This is a genomic window from Streptomyces shenzhenensis, assembly GCF_003688995.1.
Taxonomy (GTDB): domain Bacteria; phylum Actinomycetota; class Actinomycetes; order Streptomycetales; family Streptomycetaceae; genus Streptomyces; species Streptomyces shenzhenensis_A.
Genome location: NZ_PENI01000011.1, coordinates 21,978 through 39,854 on the forward strand (window position 1 = coordinate 21,978; position 17,877 = coordinate 39,854).

The 17,877-nt window shown below is 71.6% G+C and carries 18 protein-coding genes, 1 pseudogene and 2 riboswitches; of the genes and pseudogenes, 12 read left to right on the plus strand and 7 right to left on the minus strand.

From position 1 onward, the window contains the following. Positions 1 to 16: 16 nt before the first annotated feature. The 3 genes from CTZ28_RS18655 (at position 17) to CTZ28_RS18665 (ending at position 2,711) form a co-directional block, all read left to right on the plus strand. Entirely contained in the window at positions 17 to 823 is an 807-nt protein-coding gene (locus CTZ28_RS18655) for a polysaccharide deacetylase family protein (protein WP_121890635.1), read from the plus strand. Continuing rightward, entirely contained in the window at positions 823 to 2,013 is a 1,191-nt protein-coding gene (locus CTZ28_RS18660; RefSeq protein WP_121890637.1) for a YncE family protein, read from the plus strand. The genes CTZ28_RS18655 and CTZ28_RS18660 overlap by 1 nt, the downstream gene beginning before the upstream one ends. Positions 2,014 to 2,090: 77 nt before the next feature. Next, complete coding sequence (locus CTZ28_RS18665) at positions 2,091 to 2,711, plus strand: ADP-ribosyltransferase (RefSeq protein WP_121890639.1); 621 nt, start codon at positions 2,091 to 2,093, stop codon at positions 2,709 to 2,711. Here the strand turns inward: CTZ28_RS18665 and CTZ28_RS18670 are convergent. Then, the gene (locus CTZ28_RS18670; RefSeq protein ID WP_121890641.1) at positions 2,665 to 3,333 is read right to left on the minus strand and encodes a GNAT family N-acetyltransferase; all 669 of its coding nucleotides are present in this window, start codon (positions 3,331 to 3,333) and stop codon (positions 2,665 to 2,667) included. The genes CTZ28_RS18665 and CTZ28_RS18670 overlap by 47 nt on opposite strands. Before the next feature lie 58 nt (positions 3,334 to 3,391). Here CTZ28_RS18670 and CTZ28_RS18675 point away from each other — a divergent pair, with 58 nt between their 5' ends. Then, the gene (locus CTZ28_RS18675) at positions 3,392 to 4,327 is read left to right on the plus strand and encodes a MerR family transcriptional regulator (protein ID WP_121890643.1); all 936 of its coding nucleotides are present in this window, start codon (positions 3,392 to 3,394) and stop codon (positions 4,325 to 4,327) included. Positions 4,328 to 4,386: 59 nt separating this feature from the next. Continuing rightward, entirely contained in the window at positions 4,387 to 4,599 is a 213-nt protein-coding gene (locus CTZ28_RS18680; RefSeq protein ID WP_121890644.1) for an EF-hand domain-containing protein, read from the plus strand. 40 nt (positions 4,600 to 4,639) lie between these two features. Here the strand turns inward: CTZ28_RS18680 and CTZ28_RS18685 are convergent, their stop codons facing one another. Next, entirely contained in the window at positions 4,640 to 5,425 is a 786-nt protein-coding gene (locus tag CTZ28_RS18685; RefSeq protein WP_121890646.1) for an ABC transporter ATP-binding protein, read from the minus strand. Next, positions 5,422 to 5,637, minus strand: coding sequence for a hypothetical protein (locus CTZ28_RS46615; RefSeq protein ID WP_147481168.1), 216 nt, complete (start codon positions 5,635 to 5,637; stop codon positions 5,422 to 5,424). Before CTZ28_RS46615 ends, CTZ28_RS18685 begins: the two co-directional genes overlap by 4 nt. A gap of 206 nt (positions 5,638 to 5,843) precedes the next feature. On the opposite strand from CTZ28_RS46615, the gene CTZ28_RS18690 reads away from it, so the two are divergent. Both CTZ28_RS18690 and CTZ28_RS18695 read left to right on the plus strand, forming a co-directional pair. Next, entirely contained in the window at positions 5,844 to 6,533 is a 690-nt protein-coding gene (locus CTZ28_RS18690) for a FadR/GntR family transcriptional regulator (protein ID WP_121890648.1), read from the plus strand. A 43-nt stretch (positions 6,534 to 6,576) separates the two neighbouring features. After that, positions 6,577 to 6,942: pseudogene (locus tag CTZ28_RS18695) on the plus strand (hypothetical protein); the annotation flags it as partial. Between the two features lie 134 nt (positions 6,943 to 7,076). Here CTZ28_RS18695 and CTZ28_RS18700 read toward each other — a convergent pair. The 4 genes from CTZ28_RS18700 to gcvT form a co-directional block, all read right to left on the minus strand. After that, complete coding sequence (locus CTZ28_RS18700; RefSeq protein WP_121890650.1) at positions 7,077 to 8,444, minus strand: L-serine ammonia-lyase; 1,368 nt, start codon at positions 8,442 to 8,444, stop codon at positions 7,077 to 7,079. Positions 8,445 to 8,523: 79 nt separating this feature from the next. After that, positions 8,524 to 9,786: a serine hydroxymethyltransferase gene (locus tag CTZ28_RS18705; RefSeq protein WP_121890652.1), complete on the minus strand. Its 1,263-nt coding sequence runs from the start codon at positions 9,784 to 9,786 to the stop codon at positions 8,524 to 8,526. Positions 9,787 to 9,801: 15 nt separating this feature from the next. Then, complete coding sequence (gene gcvH / locus CTZ28_RS18710) at positions 9,802 to 10,179, minus strand: glycine cleavage system protein GcvH (RefSeq protein WP_121890654.1); 378 nt, start codon at positions 10,177 to 10,179, stop codon at positions 9,802 to 9,804. 133 nt (positions 10,180 to 10,312) lie between these two features. Further along, positions 10,313 to 11,431 carry a glycine cleavage system aminomethyltransferase GcvT gene (gcvT, locus tag CTZ28_RS18715; protein WP_121890656.1) on the minus strand — a complete coding sequence of 373 codons (1,119 nt, stop codon included), beginning with the start codon at positions 11,429 to 11,431 and terminating at the stop codon, positions 10,313 to 10,315. A 40-nt stretch (positions 11,432 to 11,471) separates the two neighbouring features. After that, a riboswitch (glycine riboswitch) is annotated at positions 11,472 to 11,580 on the minus strand. Continuing rightward, positions 11,581 to 11,677: riboswitch (glycine riboswitch) on the minus strand. It lies immediately after the preceding riboswitch. Positions 11,678 to 11,852: 175 nt separating this feature from the next. Here gcvT and CTZ28_RS18720 point away from each other — a divergent pair. The 5 genes from CTZ28_RS18720 to CTZ28_RS18745 all read left to right on the plus strand — a co-directional run bounded on the left by CTZ28_RS18720 (position 11,853) and on the right by CTZ28_RS18745 (position 17,810). Beyond that, positions 11,853 to 12,527, plus strand: coding sequence for an AAA family ATPase (locus CTZ28_RS18720; RefSeq protein WP_121890949.1), 675 nt, complete (start codon positions 11,853 to 11,855; stop codon positions 12,525 to 12,527). 66 nt (positions 12,528 to 12,593) lie between these two features. Continuing rightward, positions 12,594 to 13,379, plus strand: coding sequence for an enhanced serine sensitivity protein SseB (locus CTZ28_RS18725; RefSeq protein WP_121890658.1), 786 nt, complete (start codon positions 12,594 to 12,596; stop codon positions 13,377 to 13,379). A 433-nt stretch (positions 13,380 to 13,812) separates the two neighbouring features. Continuing rightward, positions 13,813 to 14,601 (plus strand): enhanced serine sensitivity protein SseB C-terminal domain-containing protein, encoded by a 789-nt coding sequence (locus tag CTZ28_RS18735; RefSeq protein WP_121890660.1) that lies wholly within the window; start codon positions 13,813 to 13,815, stop codon positions 14,599 to 14,601. Between the two features lie 328 nt (positions 14,602 to 14,929). Next, a complete protein-coding gene (locus tag CTZ28_RS18740) occupies positions 14,930 to 15,937 on the plus strand; it encodes an ABC transporter permease (RefSeq protein WP_121890662.1) in 1,008 nt (335 codons plus the stop codon). 76 nt (positions 15,938 to 16,013) lie between these two features. Further along, complete coding sequence (locus CTZ28_RS18745) at positions 16,014 to 17,810, plus strand: ABC transporter substrate-binding protein (RefSeq protein WP_121890663.1); 1,797 nt, start codon at positions 16,014 to 16,016, stop codon at positions 17,808 to 17,810. The last annotated feature ends 67 nt before the right edge of the window (positions 17,811 to 17,877 follow it).

A 17,877-nucleotide genomic window follows, 5' to 3' on the forward strand; every position in this document is an offset into this window, starting at 1 on the left:
GCCTAATACCCCTTAAATGGTGCGCGTGACCACGACCGACCGCCGCGGGGCGCTGCGGGCGGGTGCCGGGCTCGTCACCGGCGGTGTCCTCGCCGCCGGGTGCGCGTCCGCAGCGGGCTCCGGGCAGCCCGTCCCCACCCGCCCCACCACGACCGCCACCCCTTCGCCCGGCCCCGCGAAGACCACGTCCCGCGCCGCCCCCGCGCCCCGGGCCTTCCCCCGGCAGCCCGCCCAGATCACCCACGGCCCGCGCGACCGGCCCCGGGTCGCCCTCACCTTCCACGGCCAGGGCGACCCGGCGCTCGCCCGCGCCCTGCTCACCGAGGCCGAGCGGCGCGGCGCCCGCATCACCGTGCTCGCCGTCGGCAGCTGGCTCGACGAGCACCCCGAGCTGGCCCGCCGCATCCTCGACGGCGGCCACGACCTCGGCAACCACACCCAGCGGCACGTCTCGATCAACACCATGACCGAGGCCGACGCCCGCGCCGAGATCACCGATTGCGCGGACCGGCTGACACGCCTCACCGGTTCGATCGGCAGCTGGTTCCGCCCGTCCCGGGCCCCGACCGCCTCCCCGCTGGTCGAGCGGCTGGCCCGCGCCGCGGGCTACCCGCACGTGCTGTCGTACGACGTCGACTCGCTCGACTACACCCGGCCGGGCGCACCCGCCGTCACCCGCAAGGTCCTCGCCGAGGTCACCGGCGGATCGGTGGTCAGCCTGCACTTCGGCTACCCGGACACGGTGACCGCCCTCCCCGACGTCCTGCAAGAACTCGACCGCCGCGGACTGCACGCGGTCACCACCACGGAGCTGCTGAGCTGATGCAACCCACCCTCGCCGCCCGCGGCCTGGCCGCCGGTGCCGCCCTGTCCGCCTTGTCCGCCCTGACCCTGCTGTCCGCCTGCGGCAGCGACAACGAGCACCGCACGGACCCGGCGACCCCCTCGGCGCCCGTTCCCGCCCGGTCGACGCAGCAGGGCGACGGACTGCCCGGCATGCCGCCGGTGCTCGACCCGAAGGACGTCTACGCCGCCGACCGCCCCGGCCTGCTCTCCCCGGTGGCCAAGGACTTCCAGTCCCGGATCTACGTCCCCAACACCAACTCCAACACCGTCACCGTGATCGACCCGACGACGTACAAGGTCATCGAGACGATCCCGGTCGGCGTCCAGCCCCAGCACGTCGTGCCCTCCTGGGACTTGAAGACGCTGTGGGTCAACAACGACCGGGGCAACTCCCTGACCCCCATCGACCCGAGGACCGGGAAGGCGGGCAAGCCGGTTTCCGTGCACGACCCGTACAACCTCTACTTCACACCCGACGGCAAGTACGCGATCGTCATGGCCTCCCTCGACCGCCAGCTGGTCTTCCGTGACCCGCACACCATGAAGACCGCGAAGGCCGTCCCGGTCAGCTGCTACGGCGTCAACCACGCCGACTTCTCTCTCGACGGCCGCTACTTCATCGTCTCCTGCGAGTTCAGCGGCGAACTGCTGAAGGTCGACACGGCGCGGATGGAGGTCGTCGCGCAGCAGAAGCTGCCGTTGCAGGGCGCGATGCCCCAGGACGTCAAGATGTCGCCCGACGGCAAGCTGTTCTACATCGCCGACATGAAGGCCAACGGGCTGTGGATCCTGGACGGCGACGCCTTCGACAAGCCGCGGTTCCTGGCCACCGGCAACGGCTGCCACGGCCTGTACGTCAGCCGCGACTCCCGCACGATGTACATCTCCAACCGGGGCGAGGGCACCATCTCCCTCCTCGACTTCGGCCGGGGCAAGCTCACCGGCAAGTGGCGCCTGCCCGGCGGCGGCAGCCCCGACATGGGCGGCGTCTCCGCGGACGGCAAGGTGCTGTGGCTGTCCGGCCGTTACAACTCCGAGGTGTACGCCATCGACACCCGCACCGGCGCCCAGCTGGCCCGCATCAAGGTCGGCAGCGGCCCGCACGGACTCGCCGTCTATCCGCAGCCGGGCCGCTACTCGCTCGGACACACGGGCATCTTCCGCTGAGAACCGGTCAGTTGGACACGCCCCCGATGGGGTGACGATCCCGGCTCCATGACCCCGGAACCGGGATCGTGCTCCGCATGACCAGCACTCGTCCGCGGCGCCGCGTCACCGCCGCCGCCCTCTCCCTCGCGGCCGTCCTCGCCACGACGGCCGCCGCCCCGGCCGCCTCGGCCCCCGCGAAGGCGCCCGCCCGGGCCGCCGCCCAGGCCGCCCCGGCCTGCCCCCGGTTCGAGGACCGGATCAAGGCCGCCGCCGACCGCCGCGTCGACATCGACCGGATCACGCCGAAGCCGGTGTGGCGCACCACGTGCGGCACCCTGTACCGCAGCGACAGCCGCGCCCCGTCCGTCGTCTTCGAGCAGGGCTTCCGGCCCAAGGACGTGGTGAACGGGCAGTACGACGTCGAGCGGTACGTCCTCGTCAACCAGCCCTCGCCGTACGTCTCCACGACGTACGACCACGACCTGTACAAGACCTGGTACAAGTCCGGCTACAACTACTACGTCGACGCCCCGGGCGGCGTCGACGTGAACAAGACCATCGGCGACACCCACAAGTGGGCCGACCAGGTGGAGGTCGCCTTCCCCGGCGGCATCCAGCGGAAGTACATCATCGGCGTCTGCCCGGTCGACAGGACGACCAAGACCGAGATCATGAACGACTGCCGGAGCAATCCGCACTACGTGCCGTGGCACTGAGCAGCGCCTCCGCCCCCACCGGGCGATAGCCGGCCGCCAGGAACGCCCGCAGGCTGCGGGCGTTCCCCGGCGACACCTGGGCCCACACCGGCTCGTCGGCGAGCCGCAGCGCCGCCGCCACGAGGTCCCGCCCCAGCCCCCGGTGGCGCGCCCCCTCGGCCACCTCCACCGACACCTCCAGCCGCCCGGCCACCCCGCGGCCCAGCGCCACCACCCCGCCGTCCGCCGCCCAGGCGCGCACCTGGTCGCGGTGCCCGCGGGCAGCGGCGACCCGGGGATGACCGGAGTCCGCGATCTCCCGGAGCGCGAGCGGCGGCCGGTCCGGCAGGGGAGCGCCGACCAGCAGCGCGTCGACCGTGTCATGGACGCGCCCCGTGCGCGCCATGAAGTCCACCAGGAAGCGCGGATGCAGGGCGGCGGCGAGCGGATCGCAGTCCACCGCGGCGAGCGCCCCGCGCACCCACCGCTCGTCCTCGTCCGTGAACACCACGGCGTGCGCGGTGAAGGCGATCACCCCCGCATGGCGGTGCGCGTGCTGCGGCACCACGGTCGTGCCGCCGTCGTCCGGCGGGAAGACGCCCCGGGCCGCCGCGTCGAGCAGGTCCCGCAGGGTCTGTGTCACGCCCGCCCTCCCGGGACTCCTTGTGTCTCCACCCGCTGGAGGGCCCAGACTCGCAGACATGCGGCACCATCCGGGGGGACACCCCCCGTACGACGGCACCGGTCTCTTCACCATCGGTGAGCTGGCCCGGTCCACCGGGCTGACCGTGCGCACCATCCGCTACTGGTCCGACGAGGGCGTCCTCGACCCGGTGGCCCGCTCAGCGGGCGGCTACCGGCTCTACGACGCCGCGTCCGTCGCCCGCCTCGAACTGATCCGCACCCTGCGCGAACTGGGCCTCGGCCTGGCACAGGTGCGTGAGGTGCTGTCCGGTGAGCGGACGGTGGCGGAGGTCGCGGCCGCTCACGTGGCGGCCCTCGACGCCCAGATACGTTCGCTGAGGGTGACCCGGGCGGTGCTGTCGACCGTGGCGCGACGTGGCTCGACCGCAGCGGAGATGACGCTCATGAACAAGCTGGCGCGGCTGTCGGCCGCCGAACGGCGGCGGATCGTGGACGAGTTCGTGGAGGAGACCTTCCGCGGGCTGGACACCGCCGACCCCGCGATCCGGGAGCGGATGCGGCACACCGGGGTGAGCCTGCCCGACGACCCGACCCCGGACCAGGTCGACGCCTGGGTGGAGCTGGCCGAGCTGCTCCAGGACCCGGACTTCCGGGCCGCGATGCGCCGGAACATCGAGATCAACGCGGCGGACCGCGGCCCGGACACCCCGGCCGGCGCGTCCCTGTGGTTCTTCCGGCGCCTCGTCGACCTGGTCGGCGCCGCGCGGGCGCGCGGCGCCGCGCCCGAGGGCCCGGAGGCCGACGCCGTGCTGACCGAGCTGCTGGGCGAGGGCGCGGACCACGCGGCGGTGCTGCGCCGCATCGACCTCGGCACCCAGGTCGCCCGCTACCGCGAGCTGGCCGCCGCCGTCGCCGGACACGAGGAGCCCCCGCGGCACCAGGAGGAGTTCGCGTGGGTGGTCACCGCGCTGCGGGCGCGCGCCGGCAGTTAATCTGACCCGCGGCACTACGCCGACACGGCACGAGAAACACGAGCAAAAGGGGCGGATCGGTGGCGGACATCGACGAGGCACGCAAGCACTTCGAGCGGATCGACGCGGACGGCGACGGCTTCATCACCGCCGCGGAGTTCAAGACCGCCCTGGCCCAGGGGGGCGACTGGAACGTCACCGAGGCGGTGGCCGAGGTCATCATCAAGACCCGTGACCTCAACGGCGACAAGGTGCTGTCGTTCGACGAGTTCTGGGCCTACCTGAACAAGTGACCTGAGCGGAACGGGGGCGCCCGGCCGGGCGCCCCCGTTCTCATGCCGGGCGCTCGACGCGCACGTTCCAGCGGCCGCCGTGGCGTTCCAGGACCAGCGGCAGGTCGAAGCACTTGCCGAGCCGGTCACCGGTGAGCACGTCCGCCGCCGGGCCCTGCGCGAGACCGCGCCCGTCGCGCAGCAGCAGCGCGTGCGTGGTGCCGGCCGGCAGCTCCTCCAGATGGTGCGTGACCAGCACCGTCGCCAGCCGCGGATGCTCCCGGCGCAGCGTGTCCAGCGCGCCGAGCAGATGTTCCCGGCCCGGCAGGTCGAGCCCGGTGGCCGGCTCGTCCAGGAGCAGCAGCCGCGGCTCGGGCATCAGCGCCCGCGCGATCAGGGTCCGGCCGCGCTGCCCCTGGGAGAGCGTGGGCCAGCGGGCCTCGCGGTGGCCGGCCAGCCCGAGCGTGTCGATGAGCCGGTCGGCCCGCGCCTCCTGCTCCGGCGTCGGCCGCCAGCGGGGCAGCGGGGCCACCGAGTTGGTCAGCCCGGTCAGCACCACGCTGTGCACGGTCAGCGGTTCGGTGAGCGGGTGGCGGGGGTCGACGTGTCCCACGTACGACCTCAACTCCCGTACGTCGACCCGGCCGAGGCGGCGGCCGAGCACCTCGACCGTGCCCCGTGTCGGATGGGTCAGGGCGCCGAGCAGGCCGAGCAGGGTGGACTTCCCGGCGCCGTTGGCGCCGAGCAGCGCCCAGTGCTCGCCCGCCCGCACGGTCAGTGAGACCTCCTGGAGGATCGGCCGGCCGTCGCGCACGACGTGCACGTCCTCCGCGCGCAGGACGATCACCGGCGCACCCCCGGCACCGTGCGGGCGCCCACCCGGCACTCCGCGAGGGCGAACGGCCCGCTCGCGACGGTCTCCAGGACCTCGACGACGTACCCGGCGTCCGCCGACCCGCCGGTCCGGGGCAGGCGGGCGGCAGGCCAGGCCCGGTGGCGGTGGTACGGCATGGGGCTGGGGCGTTGCGGATTCCAGCGCGGAGTCAGGACGGTGGTCATCGTCGGGTGGTGCCCTTCGGCTCGGTCGGACGGTGACCGGCGGCACGGCGCTCCGCGGCGGGGTGCCGGTCGCGTCAGGCCCCGCCGCGGCAGCCGAGGAGAAGCGGACCGCGAAGCGTCACGGGGGTACGCTAGCCACTCCTCAGGTCCTCAGACAAGTGAGAGTCTCCTGTGCGCTCCGGCGCCCGACGAGTTGGTGACAGTCCATGGCCCTAGGTCCCGTCCGCCCCAGCCCCCTGGTGGAGCAGGCCGCCGCCCGCCTGCGCGAGCAGATCGCCGCCGGCCACTGGCCCGTCGGCACCCGGCTGCCCGGCGAGACCACCCTCGCCGGGGAACTCGGCGTGGGCCGCTCCACCGTCCGCGAGGCGCTGCGCGCGCTCACCGGGGCCGGGCTGGTGCGGCCCCGGCAGGGCGCGGGTGTGTTCGTCGTCGCGACGCAGCCCGTCGAGGACTGGCCGACTCGGCTGCGCCGGGCCGCGGTGACCGATGTCTACGAGGTCCGCATGGCGGTCGAGGTGCACGCGGCCCGGCTGGCCGCCGCCCGGCGCACCCCCGAGGACGTGGCGGCGATCGGGGTCGCGCTCGACGGCCGCCGGGCCGCCGCCGCGGCGGACGACCGGGCGTTCGTCGACGCCGACATCGCCTTCCACGCGGCTGTGGTCGCCGCCGCGCACAACCCCGTGCTCGCCGATCTGTTCGCCGAGTTCACCCCGGTGCTCCGGGAGGGCCTGGCCGACCTGCTGGCGCTGACCGGACAGCGCGTCGAGGACCCGGCCACCGGCCATGACGCCCATGCGGCCCTGGCCCGTGCGATCGCCGACGGGGACGCGGAGACCGCGGCGAACGTCCTGCGCGCGGAACTGGAGGACCCGTTCGGCGGACCCCAGGCGTACTGACCGCGAGCGTTGCCGGCCGGTCTGTCATGAAGATCGGCATCATCGGCGGCGCACCGCCCTCGGCCACGACGTGTCCGTCGCCGACTCCCGCGTTCCGCACCCCCTCACCGACCCGGCCCGGAAGCCCGGCACGACGCCCGTTCCGGCCGCGGAGGCGGCCAGCGGCGCGCAGACCGTCGTGGTCACGGCCCCAGACCTGCCGTCGGGGCTGCTCGACGGGGCGGCCGAGCGGGCCGTGCGCGTCCTGATCGACGAGCTGGGCTTTGACGCGGTGGACGCGGGCGGCATCGACGAGTCCTGGCGTCAGCAGCCGGGCACTCCGGTGTACGGTCTGCGGGCGGACACCGAGGCAGTGCGCCAGGCCCTCGCAAAGGCGTCGCCGGAGCAACTGCCGGACTCCCGGGCGTAACCCCGGCGCGGCGGACCATCGCCGACCAGCCCCTCCGGGCCCAGGCACCCCTGCCCGCGAGGTCCGCCACGACGAGGGCTTCGACGTGGGCGGACATGGCTCATCTGCCGGTGCGAGTACGGAGGGACGCTCCCTCAGCACTCGATGATGTTGACCGCCAGGCCGCCGCGGGCTGTTTCCTTGTATTTGACTGACATGTCCGCGCCCGTGTCCTTCATGGTCTTGATGACCTTGTCGAGGGAGACCTTGTGGGAGCCGTCGCCGCGCATGGACATGCGGGCCGCGGTGACGGCCTTGACGGCGGCCATGCCGTTGCGCTCGATGCAGGGGATCTGGACCAGGCCGCCGACCGGGTCGCAGGTGAGGCCGAGGTTGTGCTCCATGCCGATCTCGGCGGCGTTCTCGACCTGTTCGGGGCTGCCGCCCAGCACCTCCGCGAGGGCGCCCGCCGCCATGGAGCAGGCGGAGCCGACCTCGCCCTGGCAGCCGACCTCGGCGCCGGAGATGGACGCGTTCTCCTTGAACAGCATGCCGATCGCGCCCGCCGCGAGCAGGAAACGGACCACGCCGTCCTCGTCGGCGCCGGGCACGAAGTCGAGGTAGTAGCGCAGGACCGCCGGGATGATGCCGGCCGCGCCGTTCGTCGGGGCGGTCACGACCCGCCCGCCGGCCGCGTTCTCCTCGTTCACCGCCATCGCGTAGAGCGTGAGCCACTCCATCGCGTGCGCGAGCGGGTCGCCCTCGGCGCGCAGCTGACGGGCCGACACGGCGGCCCTGCGCCGCACCTTCAGGCCGCCCGGCAGGATGCCCTCACGGGACAGGCCGCGCGCCACGCACTCCCGCATCACCCGCCAGATCTCCAGCAGACCCGCGCGGATCTCCTCCTCGGTGCGCCAGGCGCGCTCGTTCTCCAGCATCAGCGAGGAGATCGACAGCCCGGTCTCGCGGCTCAGCCGCAGCAGCTCGTCGCCCGTGCGGAAGGGGTACTTGAGCACCGTGTCGTCGAGCTTGATCCGGTCGGCGCCGACCGCGTCCTCGTCGACGACGAAGCCACCGCCCACCGAGTAGTACGTCTTGCTCAGCACCTCGGTACCCCCGGCGTCGTACGCCCACAGGGTCATACCGTTGGCGTGGTACGGCAGGGCTTTGCGGCGGTGCAGGACCATGTCCGCGTCGGCGTCGAACGCGATCTCGTGCTCGCCGAGGAGCAGCAGCCGGCCCGACTCCCGGATGTCCGCCACCCGCTGGTCGGCGCCCTCCACATCCACCGTCCGGGGCGCGGCGCCCTCCAGGCCGAGCAGCACGGCCTTCGGCGTGCCGTGGCCGTGGCCCGTCGCGCCCAGTGAGCCGTACAGCTCGGCACGGACCGACGCCACGGTGCCGAGCAGGCCCTCGTTGCGCAGCCGGCGGGCGAACATGCCTGCCGCGCGCATCGGGCCGACCGTGTGGGAGCTGGACGGGCCGATGCCGATCGAGAACAGGTCGAACACCGAGATGGCCACGGTGCCTCCTCCATACGGGTGGTGCGGGACGGGGTGCCGCGCTCAGCAACGCGCGGGCGCGGCACCCCGTACGGCGGGACTACTTGCCGAGTCCGGGGTAGAGCGGGTGCTTGGCGGCCAGCGCCCGCACCCGCGCCGTCAGGGCGGACGCGTCGTACGACGGCTTCAGGGCCTCGGCGATGACGTCCGCGACCTCCGCGAAGTCCTCGGCCCCGAAGCCGCGGGTGGCGAGTGCGGGCGTGCCGATGCGCAGGCCCGAGGTGACCATCGGCGGGCGCGGGTCGTTCGGGACGGCGTTGCGGTTGACCGTGATGCCGACCTCGTGCAGCCGGTCCTCGGCCTGCTGCCCGTCCAGCTCGGAGGCGCGCAGGTCCACCAGGATCAGATGCACATCGGTGCCGCCGGACAGCACGTTCACGCCGGCCTCACACGCGTCCGGCGCGGTCAGCCGCTCGGCGAGGATCCGGGCGCCCTCGACCGTACGGTGCTGGCGCTCCTTGAACTCCGCCGAGGCCGCGACCTTGAACGAGACCGCCTTGGCGGCGATCACATGCTCCAGGGGACCGCCCTGGAAGCCGGGGAACACGGACGAGTTCAGCTTCTTCGCGAACTCCTTCTTCGCGAGGATGATGCCGCCGCGCGGGCCGCCCAGCGTCTTGTGGGTGGTGGACGTGACGACGTCGGCGTACTCCACCGGGTTCGGGTGCAGACCGGCGGCGACCAGACCCGCGAAGTGGGCCATGTCGACCCACAGATACGCCTCGACCTCGTCGGCGATCCGGCGGAACTCCGCGAAGTCCAGCTGCCGCGGGTAGGCGGACCAGCCCGCGATGATCACCTTCGGGCGGTGCTCCTTGGCCAGCCGCTCGACCTCGGCCATGTCGACCAGCCCGGCCTCGTCCACGTGGTAGGCGACCACGTCGAACTGCTTGCCGGAGAAGTTCAGCCGCATGCCGTGGGTCAGGTGGCCGCCGTGCGCCAGATCCAGGCCGAGGATGGTGTCACCGGGCTGGGCCAGCGCGAACAGCGCGGCCTGGTTGGCGGAGGCGCCCGAGTGCGGCTGCACATTGGCGTACTCGGCGCCGAACAGCTCCTTGACCCGGTCGATGGCGATCTGCTCCGCCACGTCGACGTGCTCGCAGCCGCCGTAGTAGCGGCGGCCCGGGTAGCCCTCGGCGTACTTGTTGGTGAGGACCGAGCCCTGCGCCTCCATGACCGCGACCGGCGCGAAGTTCTCGGAGGCGATCATTTCCAGGGTGGACTGCTGGCGGTGCAGTTCGGCGTCGACCGCGGCGGCCACGTCCGGGTCCAGCTCGTGCAGCGGGGTGTTCATCAGCGACATATGGTCCTCGACTCCTCAGCCGGCGGTGAAGGCGACGTACTCGTCGGCCGAGAGCAGGTCGGCCGGCTCCTCGGCGACGCGCACCTTGAACAGCCAGCCGCCCTCGAAGGGGGCCGAGTTGACCAGCGACGGGTCGTCCACGACGTCCTCGTTGATCTCGGTGACCTCGCCGGTCACGGGGGAGTACAGGTCGGACACCGACTTGGTCGACTCCAGTTCACCGCAGGAATCGCCCGCGGTGACGGTGGCACCGACCTCCGGGAGCTGGGCGTAGACGACATCGCCGAGCGCGTTGGCCGCGAACTCCGTGATGCCGACCGTCGAGACGCCGTCCTCGGCGGCCGACAGCCACTCGTGCTCCTTGCTGTAGCGCAGCTGCTGGGGGTTGCTCATGGCCTGAATTCTCCTGTACGCGAGGGAGTGCTGATGACGGGGGAGGGTGGAAGAAGCAGGTGAACGGGGTGGTGTGCCCGGCATCACAGCGGGGGCGGGACCGGGGCCGCCGCCTGCCCCGCGGGTTCAGTCTCTACTTCTGCCGCCGGTAGAAGGGGAGCGCCACGACCTCGTACGGCTCGTGGCTGCCCCGGATGTCCACACCGACGCCCGCCGTGCCCGGTGCCGCGTGCGTCGCGTCGACGTACGCCATGGCGACGGGCCGGCCCAGCGTGGGGGAGGGGGCGCCGGAGGTGACCTCGCCGATCACGGTGCCGTCCGCGACGACCGGGTACCCGGCGCGCGGCACCCGGCGGCCCTCGGCGACCAGACCGACCAGCACGCGCGGCGGGTTCTGCGCGGCCCGAGCGGCCGCCGCCGCCAGCGCCTCGCGGCCGACGAAGTCACCCTCCTTCTCGAACTTCACCACCCGGCCGAGCCCGGCGTCGAACGGCGTGAGCGAGGTCGACAGCTCGTGCCCGTACAGCGGCATGCCCGCCTCCAGGCGCAGTGTGTCCCGGCAGGACAGGCCGCACGGGACCAGGCCGACGCCCTCGCCTGCCTCGGTCAGGGCCCGCCACAGCGCCACGGCGTGCTCCGGCTTCACGAACAGCTCGAAGCCGTCCTCGCCGGTGTAGCCGGTACGGGCGATCAGCGCGGGCACACCGGCGACGGTGCCGGGCAGGCCCGCGTAGTACTTCAGGCCGTCCAGATCGGCGGTGGTCAGGGCGGCCAGGATGCCGGGGGACTCGGGGCCCTGGACGGCGATCAGCGCATAGGCGTCGCGGTCGTCGCGGACCTCCGCGTCGAAGCCGGCGCCGCGCTCCACCAGCGCGTCCAGCACGACCTGGGCGTTGCCGGCGTTCGCGACGACCAGGTACTCGTGCTCGGCGAGCCGGTAGACGATCAGGTCGTCCAGGATGCCGCCGTCGGTCCGGCAGATCATGGTGTAGCGGGCCCGGCCGACACCGACCGAGGCGATGTTCCCGACCAGGGCGAAGTTCAGCAGGGCGGCCGCCTCGGGTCCGGTCACCGCGATCTCGCCCATGTGGGAGAGGTCGAAGAGGCCGGCCTTCGTGCGCACGGCCAGGTGCTCTTCGCGCTCGGAGCCGTAGCGCAGGGGCATGTCCCAGCCGGCGAAGTCGGTCATCGTCGCACCGAGCGAGCGGTGCAGCGCGTCCAGCGCGGTATGACGGAGTTCGGTACTGCTCATCGGACGGATGTCTCCCAGGGCGTGGGGAAGGCGAGGTAGGTCCTCCCCATCTGTCATCGGAACCTGAGAGGTTCGCCCTGACCACCTGCGTGATCACGGCTTGCACCTTGGGTGGAGCCACTGGACAGCGGCCCGCTTTTCAGATGTGCCTCGCCCGCGCGGTAACGGTGCCTGAGAGATTCAAGGGAGGGACTTGCTCCTTCGGCGTCCCAGCGAGACTGCTGGGAACTCTCCCGCGCGGATTCAAACGGCCGGTATGCAGTTGGCGGGCACATCATTGCACGCATCGCCGCCGCACGGCAGGCCGGATCTGTAACCGGGCTGTGGCAGAACGCGCATGACACCGTGGAGACCGCGCATTACCTTCTCTTTACACTCGACGGGGATGGGGATGTCCGGACCCAAGGGGAGGACGATCACGGTGAACAGGACCACGGCGTACGCCACGACCACGGGGCTCGCACTGCCGAGGCAGCCGGCCGCCCCGGCCGTCGAGCACTGCGCGGACCGCCCGGCCCCGGTGGTCCGGGACCTGCGCGAGCGAGCCGGCCGCAGCCCGTACACACTCCTCTTCGGCCCGCACGACCTGGCCGTGGTCACCGGCCTGCCCGGCAGCGGCAAGTCGACCCTGATGGATCGCGCGGTCGACGCCGACGCCGTCCGTATCGACTCCCAGGACACCAGGGACCGCTGGGACGCCCGCGTCCCGCGCCTCCTGCCGTACGCGCTCTACCGTCCCCTGGTCCGCCTCGCCCACTACGCCGCGCTGCGTCGCGCCCTGCGCACCGGCGAGGGCGCCGTGGTGCACGACTGCGGCACCCAGTCCTGGGTGCGCGGCTGGCTGGCCCGTGAGGCCCGCCGCCGCGGCGGCACACTGCATCTGATCGTCCTCGACGTCCCGCACGGCACGGCGCTGGACGGCCAGCGCGAGCGCGGCCGGGGCGTCTCCCGCTACGCCTTTCTGCGCCACCGAGGGGCGGCGGCCCGGCTGCTGCGCGCCGTGGAGCAGGGGAAACTGCCCGCGGGCTGCGGCTCGGCGGTGCTGCTCGACCGGGACGCGGCGGACGTACTGCACCGGATCGGCTTCGCACGGTGAGGGTCTGTCACCGCCACCCGTTAGCCTTTTCAGCCACAGCAGCGGTTCTCAGCAGGCGGTAGGCAGATGGACTTCCCGGCGGACATTCCCGCGGACTTCCCGGCACAGACGCACCCCCATCCACACGGCGGGTGGCCCGGCAACGAGTTGGAGGAGGTGCTCTCGGCATCCCTCGGCGTCCCGGCGGCCGCCGCCCGGATCATCGAGGTCCTGGGCCGCAGCTTCCTGTGGATCCCGCTGCCGGGCGGCGGCGGCCCGCGCAGCGGCCCCCTCGACCTGCCCACCGTGGACATCGAGGGGCAGGTGCACGTCCCGGTCTTCAGCTCCGAGGAGCAGTTCCGCCAGGTCGTCGGTTCCCATATGTCGTACACCGTCGCCCCCGCCGTGGAGTTCGCCCGCGGTCTGCCCCCGCAGGTCGGCATCGCCGTCAACCCGGGCGGCGTGGTCGGCGTCCCGCTCCCGCCGGACGCGGTGGCCGAACTGTGCCGGGCGGGCCGCTCCGCGCTGGACGGCCCGGTGAGCGGCGGCCGGGTCCGGCTGTTCGAACCCGACTGGCAGGACGACCCGGTCGACTTCCTGTCCGCCGCCTCCGCCGAGTTCACCGCGACCGGCGTGGTCCGCACGGCCCGCCGGTGCCTCGCGGCCATCGAGACGGCTGACCCGGTGCTGTTCGTGGGCGTCGAACTCACCCAGTGGGAGGGCGATCTGCGGGCGCTGCCGCTGGAGGCGCTGGGCCGGGCCCTGGCACAGGTCCCGGTGCGGTGGCCGGTCAACCTGGTCCTGCTGGACGTCGCCGAGGACCCGGTGGGCGACTGGCTGAGGACGAATGTGCGTCCCTTCTACGAGCGGTAGCGCTCCGCTGGGTGGGCTGTGATGCGGTCGTCGGTCGGCTGCGGCACCGTCGTGGCTGGTCGCGCAGTTCCCCGCGCCCCTTCGGGGGCGTTGTGGACTGCGGCGGGCTTGAGTGGATCTGCTTGCGCGTTTCGGGTCGTCGGTTGGCTGCGGACCGTTGTGGCTGGTCGCGCAGTTCCCCGCGCCCCCTTTGGGGGCGTTGTCGAATCGCGGCGGATTTCACTGGGCCTGCTTGGGTCGGCCGTGATGCGGTCGTCGGTCGGCTGCGGCACCGTCGTGGCTGGTCGCGCAGTTCCCCGCGCCCCTTTGGGGGCGTTGCTCTGGACCACAGTGGACTTCGCCCGTGCTCGGTGACTGACACGGGGCTCCGGGGCGCTGGGCGCTTAAGCTGTCTTCCGAACGCGGGGCACTCGAAGAAGAGGCGGTAAGTCAGGTGAGCGCGAGCCTCAGCGGCAGCGTCGAGCACACGCTGCGCCAGGTCACGCCCGGGCGTTACGACGCCTACGAGGCGCTGCTGCGCGCGCTCGCGACCCCCGGCTCCGGCCAGGTCTGGATGCTCCTGTGGCACGGTCAGTCCGGCTCCCCCGACGCCCAGTACGGAAACATGGAGGTCGACGGCCACGGCTACGTCCCGTGCGTCACCTCCGCCCAGGAACTCTCCGTCAGTGGCTGGAACCGCTCGTACGAAGTGGTCGACGGGATCGACGTCGCCCGCACCCTCTACCCGGACCAGTACGGCCTCTGGCTCAACCCGCACGCCCCGGGCGGCGGCGTCGGCGTCCCCTGGCTCGACCTGCGCCGCATCGCCGCGGGTCTGGACCGGCAGCCGGCCGGCCCGCTCAGGCTGTCGGAACCCGGCATCGAGATCTCGCAGTTCTACGCCCTGCTCGCGCAGAACGCCCACCGCACCCCGGCCGTCCGCTCGCTGCGCCGGGCCTGGGTCCAACCGGCCCTCGGGGCGCCGTATCTCGCCATCGGCCTGGATGTGTACGACGCTTCGCCACCGGCAGTGGATTCCGTACGCGCGATGATGCAGCAGTCGATGGGCGCCGTCCCGGACGGGCTGCCGGTGTCGACCGTCGCGATGACGGACGAGTACGACCCGGTCGTCATGTGGATGCGGGCCGGCGCCCGGCCCTTCTACGACCGTGAGGCGCACGCCGCCCAGCCGCCCGCCCCGGCCGCCGGGTACGGCTATCCCCCGGTCCGGGGCAGGTACTGACGCGGTACCGTCGCCGGGTGACGGGAAGTCGGGTGACGGGGTGACAGGGGCGAGTCTTCGCGGGTAGAGCGGGCTGGAAAGTCCGACTCTGTCCCGTTGATCCAACTCCTCCACGTCCGGACCCCGTTACCCACTGTCCGGATAACGGAACCCTCCAGAAGGCATCACGTTTACGCATCCTTTCGCCGCCAAGTCTGGCAGCGGATCGCCCAACCATTGAAGACTCCCGCAGCAGGGGGCCTGTCGGCCCTTTGTACGACGGACTGATCATGCCGCCACAGCGGCAAGTGCGGGCCGGCTACCGCCGGTTGAGAGGGGTCCCTGCCAGATGACGGCACCATTGCACGAGCCGACCGCGGAAGCGGCCCCGAGCCCGGCCGAGGAAGCGGCGGCAGTCAGCGCCGGCACCAAGGCCGTCCAGGGGCGCTCTTTGGGGCGGATCGCCTGGGAGCGCCTCAAGCGGGACAAGCTGGCCCTGACGGGCGGCATCGTGGTCCTGGCGCTCATCGTGATCTCTTTGCTCGCGCCCGTGATCACGAGCCTCGTCGGGCAGGACCCCGACGTCTACCACGAGGATCTGATCGACCCGCTGTTCGGCACTCCCACCGGCTCGCTGGGCGGGATCAGCGCGGACCACCTGCTGGGCGTCGAGCCGGTCAACGGCCGTGACATCTTCGCGCGCATCCTCTACGGCGCCCGCATCTCGCTGCTGGTCGGCTTCCTGTCCGCGGTCGTGGCCGTGATCCTGGGCACCGTCCTGGGCATCCTCGCGGGCTTCTTCGGCGGCTGGGTCGACTCCGTCATCAGCCGGGTCATGGACGGCCTGCTGGCCTTCCCGCAGCTGCTCTTCATCATCGCCCTCGTCTCCGTCATGCCCAACGAGATGCTGGGGCTGACCGGTACGAGCGTGCGCGTGTTCGTGATGATCCTGGTCATCGGCTTCTTCGGCTGGCCCTACATCGGACGCGTGGTGCGCGGCCAGACGCTGTCCCTGCGCGAGCGGGAGTACGTCGAGGCCGCCCGATCGCTGGGCGCGGGGCAGTTGTACATCCTCTTCAAGGAGCTGCTGCCCAACCTCGTCGCGCCGATCATCGTCTACACGACGATGATGATCCCCACCAATATCCTCACCGAGGCGGCACTCAGCTTCCTGGGCGTGGGCGTCAAGCCGCCGACGGCATCTTGGGGACAGATGCTCTCGAGCGCGATCGACTACTACGACTCGGACCCCATGTACATGGTGGTCCCGGGTGTGGCGATCTTCATCACCGTCCTCGCCTTCAACCTCTTCGGCGACGGCGTGCGCGACGCGCTGGACCCGAAGGGCTCCCGCTGAACTGCCGTACCCCCCAAAGCGACCCGTGGCTCATACACGGGATCTCTCATCAAATCCATCCGGAGGATCCGAGATCGTGACTACCCAACGCACCTCAGGGCGGCGCAAGCAGGCCGTGGCCGCTGCCGCGGTGGTCGCCGCGCTGCTGACCACGGCAGCGTGCGGCGGCGGCGACGACAGTGGCGACAAGGGCTCGAAGAGCGGCGCCGCGGGCTTCGACGCCGCGAACAACAAGGTCGCCCAGGCCTCGCAGGCCAAGAAGGGGGGCACGCTGCGGTTCGGTGGCGCCCAGGACGCCGACTCGTGGGACACCACCCGCGGTTACTACGGCTTCATGTGGGACTTCTCGCGCTACTACAGCCGTCAGCTCGTCACGAACAAGCCGGCCCCGGGCAAGGAAGGCGCCACGGTGACCCCCGACCTTGCCACCGACGTGGCCAAGGTCAGCGACGACGGCAAGACCTACACGTACACCCTGCGCGACGGCATCACGTGGGAAGACGGCAAGCCGATCACCTCGAAGGACGTCAAGTACGGCATCGAGCGCGTGTGGGCACAGGACGTGCTCTCCGGCGGTCCGACGTACCTGAAGGAGGTGCTCGACCCCAAGGATGAGTACCAGGGTCCGTACAAGGACAAGTCCGCGGACAAGCTCGGCCTGAAGGCGATCGACACGCCGGACGACAAGACCATCGTCTTCCACCTGCCGAAGGCCAACTCGGACTTCGAGGACATGCTGGCCCTGACCTCGGGCTCGCCGGTCCGCCAGGACAAGGACACCAAGTCCAAGTACCAGCTGCGCCCGTTCTCCTCGGGCCCGTACAAGTTCGAGTCCTACAACCCGAACAAGGACCTCACCCTGGTCCGCAACACCGAGTGGAAGCAGGCCTCGGACCCGGTCCGCAAGGCGTACCCGGACAAGATCACGGTCAAGTTCTTCACCAACGCCAACGAGCTCGACCAGCGCCTGATCAACGGTGACCTGGACCTGGACATCAACCAGACCGGCCTGTCCCCGCAGGGCCGCACCACCGCCCTGAAGCAGCACAAGGAGAACCTGGACAACCCGGTCTCCGGCTTCATCCGCTACGCCACCTTCCCGCAGATCGTGAAGCCTTTCGACAACATCCACTGCCGCAAGGCCGTCATCTACGGCGCCGACCACGTGTCGCTGCAGACCGCCCGCGGTGGCCCGCTCGCCGGTGGCGACATCGGCACCAACATGCTGCCCCCGGCGGTGCCGGGCGCCGAGGGCCAGAGCTACGACCCGTACGAGCTGGCCGGCGCCAACAAGAGCGGCAGCGCCGCCAAGGCCAAGGAAGAGCTGAAGGCCTGCGGCCAGCCGAACGGCTTCAAGACCACCATCGCCGTCCGTAACAACAAGCCGGTCGAGGTGGCCACCGCTCAGTCCATGCAGGCGTCGCTGAAGAAGGTCGGCATCAACGCCGAGATCGACCAGTACGACGGCTCGCAGTACGGCGGAATCATCGGCAGCCCCGCGAACGTGAAGAAGAAGGGCTACGGCATCATCATCATGGGCTGGGGCCCGGACTTCCCGTCCGCCCAGGGCTACGGCGCGCCGCTGTGGGACAGCCGCTACATCCTGGAGAGCGGCAACAACAACTTCGCCATGATCGACGACAAGTCCGTCGACGGCTTGTTCGACCAGTTCTCCACCACGCTGGACGCCGCGGGCAAGACCAAGATCGCGACGGAGCTCAACCACAAGATCATGGACGGCGCCTACTACCTGCCCTTCGTGTTCGAGAAGTTCGTCAACTGGCGCTCCAGCAACCTGGCGAACGTCTACACGTCCGACGGTTACAGCGGCATGTACGACTTCGTCAACCTCGGTCTGAAGAACCCGAAGTAACCCGGCACACCCGCCGTACGGCACGAAAGGCAGGTGAAGGCCGGCGACGCGTGATCGCGGGCCACCA

What these genes read in the sequence shown, in the direction of transcription:
- gcvT (WP_121890656.1), bottom strand. Translation starts at nt 11,431, where the DNA reads ATGAGCAGTACCGAACTCCGTCATACCGCGCTGGACGCGCTGCACCGC.
- CTZ28_RS18705 (WP_121890652.1), bottom strand. Translation starts at nt 9,786, where the DNA reads ATGTCGCTGATGAACACCCCGCTGCACGAGCTGGACCCGGACGTGGCC.
- CTZ28_RS18740 (WP_121890662.1), top strand. Translation starts at nt 14,930, where the DNA reads ATGACGGCACCATTGCACGAGCCGACCGCGGAAGCGGCCCCGAGCCCG.
- gcvH (WP_121890654.1), bottom strand. Translation starts at nt 10,179, where the DNA reads ATGAGCAACCCCCAGCAGCTGCGCTACAGCAAGGAGCACGAGTGGCTG.
- CTZ28_RS18675 (WP_121890643.1), top strand. Translation starts at nt 3,392, where the DNA reads ATGCGGCACCATCCGGGGGGACACCCCCCGTACGACGGCACCGGTCTC.
- CTZ28_RS46615 (WP_147481168.1), bottom strand. Translation starts at nt 5,637, where the DNA reads ATGACCACCGTCCTGACTCCGCGCTGGAATCCGCAACGCCCCAGCCCC.
- CTZ28_RS18665 (WP_121890639.1), top strand. Translation starts at nt 2,091, where the DNA reads ATGACCAGCACTCGTCCGCGGCGCCGCGTCACCGCCGCCGCCCTCTCC.
- CTZ28_RS18690 (WP_121890648.1), top strand. Translation starts at nt 5,844, where the DNA reads ATGGCCCTAGGTCCCGTCCGCCCCAGCCCCCTGGTGGAGCAGGCCGCC.
- CTZ28_RS18655 (WP_121890635.1), top strand. Translation starts at nt 17, where the DNA reads ATGGTGCGCGTGACCACGACCGACCGCCGCGGGGCGCTGCGGGCGGGT.
- CTZ28_RS18660 (WP_121890637.1), top strand. Translation starts at nt 823, where the DNA reads ATGCAACCCACCCTCGCCGCCCGCGGCCTGGCCGCCGGTGCCGCCCTG.
- CTZ28_RS18725 (WP_121890658.1), top strand. Translation starts at nt 12,594, where the DNA reads ATGGACTTCCCGGCGGACATTCCCGCGGACTTCCCGGCACAGACGCAC.